The 4,011-nt window shown below is 70.7% G+C and carries 2 protein-coding genes; one reads left to right on the forward strand and one right to left on the reverse strand.

The annotated features are described in order from the left end of the window. Positions 1–90: 90 nt before the first annotated feature. On the reverse strand, positions 91–3,108 hold the full coding sequence (locus tag ACFWFR_RS18005; protein WP_191802849.1) for a UPF0182 family protein: 3,018 nt from the start codon (positions 3,106–3,108) through the stop codon (positions 91–93). A gap of 229 nt (positions 3,109–3,337) precedes the next feature. Here ACFWFR_RS18005 and ACFWFR_RS18010 point away from each other — a divergent pair, with 229 nt between their 5' ends. After that, positions 3,338–3,967 (forward strand): PPA1309 family protein, encoded by a 630-nt coding sequence (locus ACFWFR_RS18010; RefSeq protein ID WP_225220194.1) that lies wholly within the window; start codon positions 3,338–3,340, stop codon positions 3,965–3,967. Positions 3,968–4,011: the final 44 nt, after the last annotated feature.

Here is a 4,011-nt window from a genome sequence, read left to right on the forward strand (position 1 = left end):
ACCCTTGTGGATCGGGAGCGGCGCTCCGTCGTCGTGGCGGTCACCTCACCGGCCGACCACCCTCCGAGCACCCCGTGCCGGGGCGCCGTCTCACGGGGTCGTGGTTCCCCCCAACTCCTGCTCGGCCGCGATGGCCGTCTCGAGGGCGGTCTGGAGGCGTTCCTGCGACTCGCCATAGGCCGCGAAGTCACCCTCGGCGAGGGCGGCCTGGCCGTCCTTGATCGCCTGGCTGGCTGCCTGGAGCGCCTGGTCCAGGCGGGCCCTGGCCTCGGGCGCCTCGGTCCCGGTGTCCGGCGTGGTGCCCGTCCCGGGATCGGTGCCCTCGGCCGGCGGGGTGGTCTCCCCGTCGGTCGGGATCTCCGGCAGGACCTCTCCCCCGGCGTCCCCGGCGTCGGCCCCCGACTCGCCGCCGAAGACCTGGTTGAGGGCCTCGTCGAGCGTGTCCGCGAACCCGACCTGGTCACCGAAGTTGACCAGCACCTTGCGCAGCAGCGGGAACTTGGTCCCCGTCGACGCCTGGACGTACACCGGCTGCACGTAGAGCAGGCCGCCACCCACCGGGAGCGTCAGCAGGTTGCCGTGGATCACGGTCGAGTTGCCTCGGCTGAGGATGTTGAGCTCGTTGGAGACCGTCGGGTTCGAGTTGAACGTGTTCTGCACCTGACCGGGTCCAGGCACGGTCGCGTTGCGTGGCAGCTCGAGCAGCCTGAGCTTGCCGTAGCTGTCCGCCTTGACGCCCGCGGTGCTCCCGGCCTCCGCGTCGACCGCGAGGAAGCCCGTGAGGATCTCGCGGTCGGAGTTGCCACCCGGGATGAACGTCGTCATGAGCGAGAACGCCGGAGCCTCCTGACCCGGCATCTGGAGCGTCAGGTAGTACGGCGGCTGGTACGGCTTGGAGTTGCCCGTGCCCTCGGCCGTGGGGTCCCGCGGCACGTTCCAGAAGTCCTGACCGGAGAAGAACTCGCGGGCGTCGTCCACGTGGTAGCTCGTGAGGAGCGAACGCTGGACCTTGAACATGTCCTCGGGGTAGCGCAGGTGGCTCATCAGGTCGCCGCTGATCTCGGAGATCGGCTTGAGCGACGTCGGGAACACGTTGTCCCACGCCTTGAGGATCGGGTCCTCGGTGTCCCACGCGTACAGGTCCACGGAACCGTCGTACGCGTCGACCGTGGCCTTGACCGAGTTGCGGATGTAGTTGACCTGCTGCGGCGCCAGCGCGGCCACCGACTGCGAGGTCGCCGTCAGCGTGTCCTGGGTCGCTTCGTCGAGGGGACGCGACGCCGAGTACGGGTAGGAGTTCGTCGTGGTGTAGCCGTCGACGATCCACTTGACGCGTCCGTCGACGACGGCCGGGTAGACCTTGCCGTCGAGCGTCAGGTACGGGGCGACCTTGGCGACGCGGTCGCGCGGCGACCGGTCGTACAGGATCTGCGACTCGTCGGTCACGCGCTCCGAGAACAGGATCTGCTCGGAGCCGAACTTGAGCGCGTAGAGCAGCTTGTTGCCGAACGAGCCCACGCTCGGGCCTGCGACGGCCCCGTCCTCGGCGCCGTAGGTGTTGGTCACCTGGCCGCCCGCGTCGTCGTCCGGGTAGTCGAACTCCCACGACTTGGTGCCCTCGGGGGCGCCGACGATCGAGTACTGGTCGGACTCGGGGCTGAAGTAGATGCGCGGCTCGTACTCGGGCAGCGAGCCCACCGAGGGGATGTCGCCCTCGTAGAAGGCCGGCTGTCCGCCCGGGCCGATCTGGTTGCCGTACGCGGCGACGACGCCGTAGCCGTGCGTGTACACGGTGTGGTCGTTGACCCAGTTGCGCTGGCTCGCGCCCAGACCGTCGAGGTCGAGCTCGCGGACCGCGATCACGGTGTCGCGGCTCTCGCCGTCGATCATGTACCGGTCGACCGAGAGGGTCTCCTGGAAGTTGTAGTACTGCTTGTTCTGCTGGAGCTGGCGGAACGTGGGGCTCACGATCTGCGGGTCGAGCAGACGGATCGACGCGGTCGTGTCGGCGTCCGCGCGCAGTGCGCCCGCCTCCGCCTCGGTCTTCGCGTCGTAGTTCGCGGCCTCGACGTCGTCGAGCCCGAACGCGGACTTGGTCGCGTCGATGTTGCGCTGGATGTACTCGGCCTCGAACTCCTGGGCGTTCGGCGCGACCTGGAAGCGCTGGACGACGGCAGGGTAGATGCCGCCGATCGCGATCGCGGAGACGACCATCAGGCCGACCCCGATCGCCGGCAGGCGCCAGTTCCCGCGGATCGCCGTGAGCACGAACAGCAGCGCCACGAGGATCGCGACACCGGTCAGGATCGCCTTCGAGGGGATCACCGCGTTGACGTCGGCGTACGAGGCGCCGTCGAACTTGTCACCCGACGAGGTCAGCAGCGAGTAGCGGTCGAGCCAGTAGTTCGCGCCGATGAGGAGCATGAGGACCGCAGCCGTCACCGAGAGCTGCACGCGCGCCGCCTTGGTGGTGCGCGGCCCGTTCCCGGCCCCCGCGCCGATGCGCAGGCCGCCGTACAGGTAGTGCGTCGCGAGCGCCCCGATGCCCGCGATGATCACCGCGGCCATGAGGAAACCGACCGCGAAGCGCAGCACGGGCAGCGTGAACACGAAGAACGAGATGTCCATCCCGTACTGCGGGTCCTTGGTGCCGAACGGCTCGGAGTTGAGCGCGAGGATCACCGTGCTCCACTGCGAGGAGGCCGCCGCGCCGGCGAAGAAGCCGATGATGGCCGGCCCCGCGACGGTCACGACCTTGCGCAGCGGCTCGACGGCCTCGCGGTACTGGTCCAGCGTCGCCTGCTCGGGCGTCGAGGGTGCGTAGATGGGGCGCGAGCGGTACGCGAGCGACAGGGACAGGAAGACGAGTCCTCCCATCACCAGGAAGCCGCCGACGAACAGCGCCGCGCGGGTCCCCCACTCGGTCCACAGGACGTCCTCGAACCCGAGCTGGGTGAACCAGAGGACCTCGGTCCAGAACTGGGCGAGCAGGAACAGCAGGAGGACGAGGGCGGCCACGACTGCGACGGCAATGCCGAGCGGGCTACGTCGTCGTTTGGAGCCGGCCTCGCGCCCTGCGGGGCGTCGTGGCGCTGCGGCGAATGACACGGTGGGCTTACCTCTTTGCGTTCGGTCGAGCGTCAGGTCGTCGGGCGTCTGCACCGGCCCCCGTCGCTCGCGCCGACCTCCTGTTCTCACAGGTGGTCCACAGCCCTGACAGGGTCCGGCCACAGGCCGTCCATTCCGTCAACGGCCCGCAGCGGTTCCAGGTTCCCACAGGACCTCGGACCGGACCCGCCGACTGCGCCGACGCCGTCGGGCCTGACATGCTGGTGCCATGCCCGACACGACCTCCCCGGCCCCCGACCAGCCCGACGACCTCACCGCGCCCGCCCCCACGGGCGTGCCCGACGACGCCCCCGCGCCGATCGTCCCCCTCGCCCAGCTCGCGCTCGCCGACGCCGTCCGCGACGTCGAGGCCCACGTCGCGGCCGACGGCTGGGACTCGCCGCCCCGTGTGTTCGCGCTCGTGCGTACCGCCGACGCGATCGCCGCCAACCCCGGCCTGGCCGACCAGCTCCCGCCCGAGGTCGTGACCGCGGCGCGCGGCATCCCCGACCACCTGGTCTCGGTCGAGCAGGAGGGTCTGCCCGACGCCGAGACGCTCGAGGAGCTGCTCGGCACCCTGTCGTGGCCGCCGACGGTCGACGGCGCCGCGATCGTCGCCGAGCGCGTCATCCTGCCGCCCTCGGCCGAGGAGGGCCTGCCGACCGACCCCGCGGCCGCGCTCGCCTACCTGTCCTCGCACCCGGACCGGCAGGACGTGCGCCTCGCGGTCGGCGTCCTGCGCGACGGCACCCCCTGGTGCGCGGTCCGCACGCGGGCCAACGACGACGGGACGGACGTGGCGTTCGGGCCGGACCTGGTCCCCGGTCTCATCGAGGCGCTGCGCGCCACGTTCGAGTAGTCGCAGAGCACGACGGCGGGGCCGGGCGACCGTGGTCGCTGTCT

The organism is Oerskovia sp. NPDC060287 (assembly GCF_042726775.1).
Classification (GTDB): domain Bacteria; phylum Actinomycetota; class Actinomycetes; order Actinomycetales; family Cellulomonadaceae; genus Oerskovia; species Oerskovia merdavium.

Bases quoted from the DNA above. Each gene is read 5' to 3' on its own strand.
- ACFWFR_RS18010 (WP_225220194.1), top strand. From the start codon at position 3,338: ATGCCCGACACGACCTCCCCGGCCCCCGACCAGCCCGACGACCTCACC.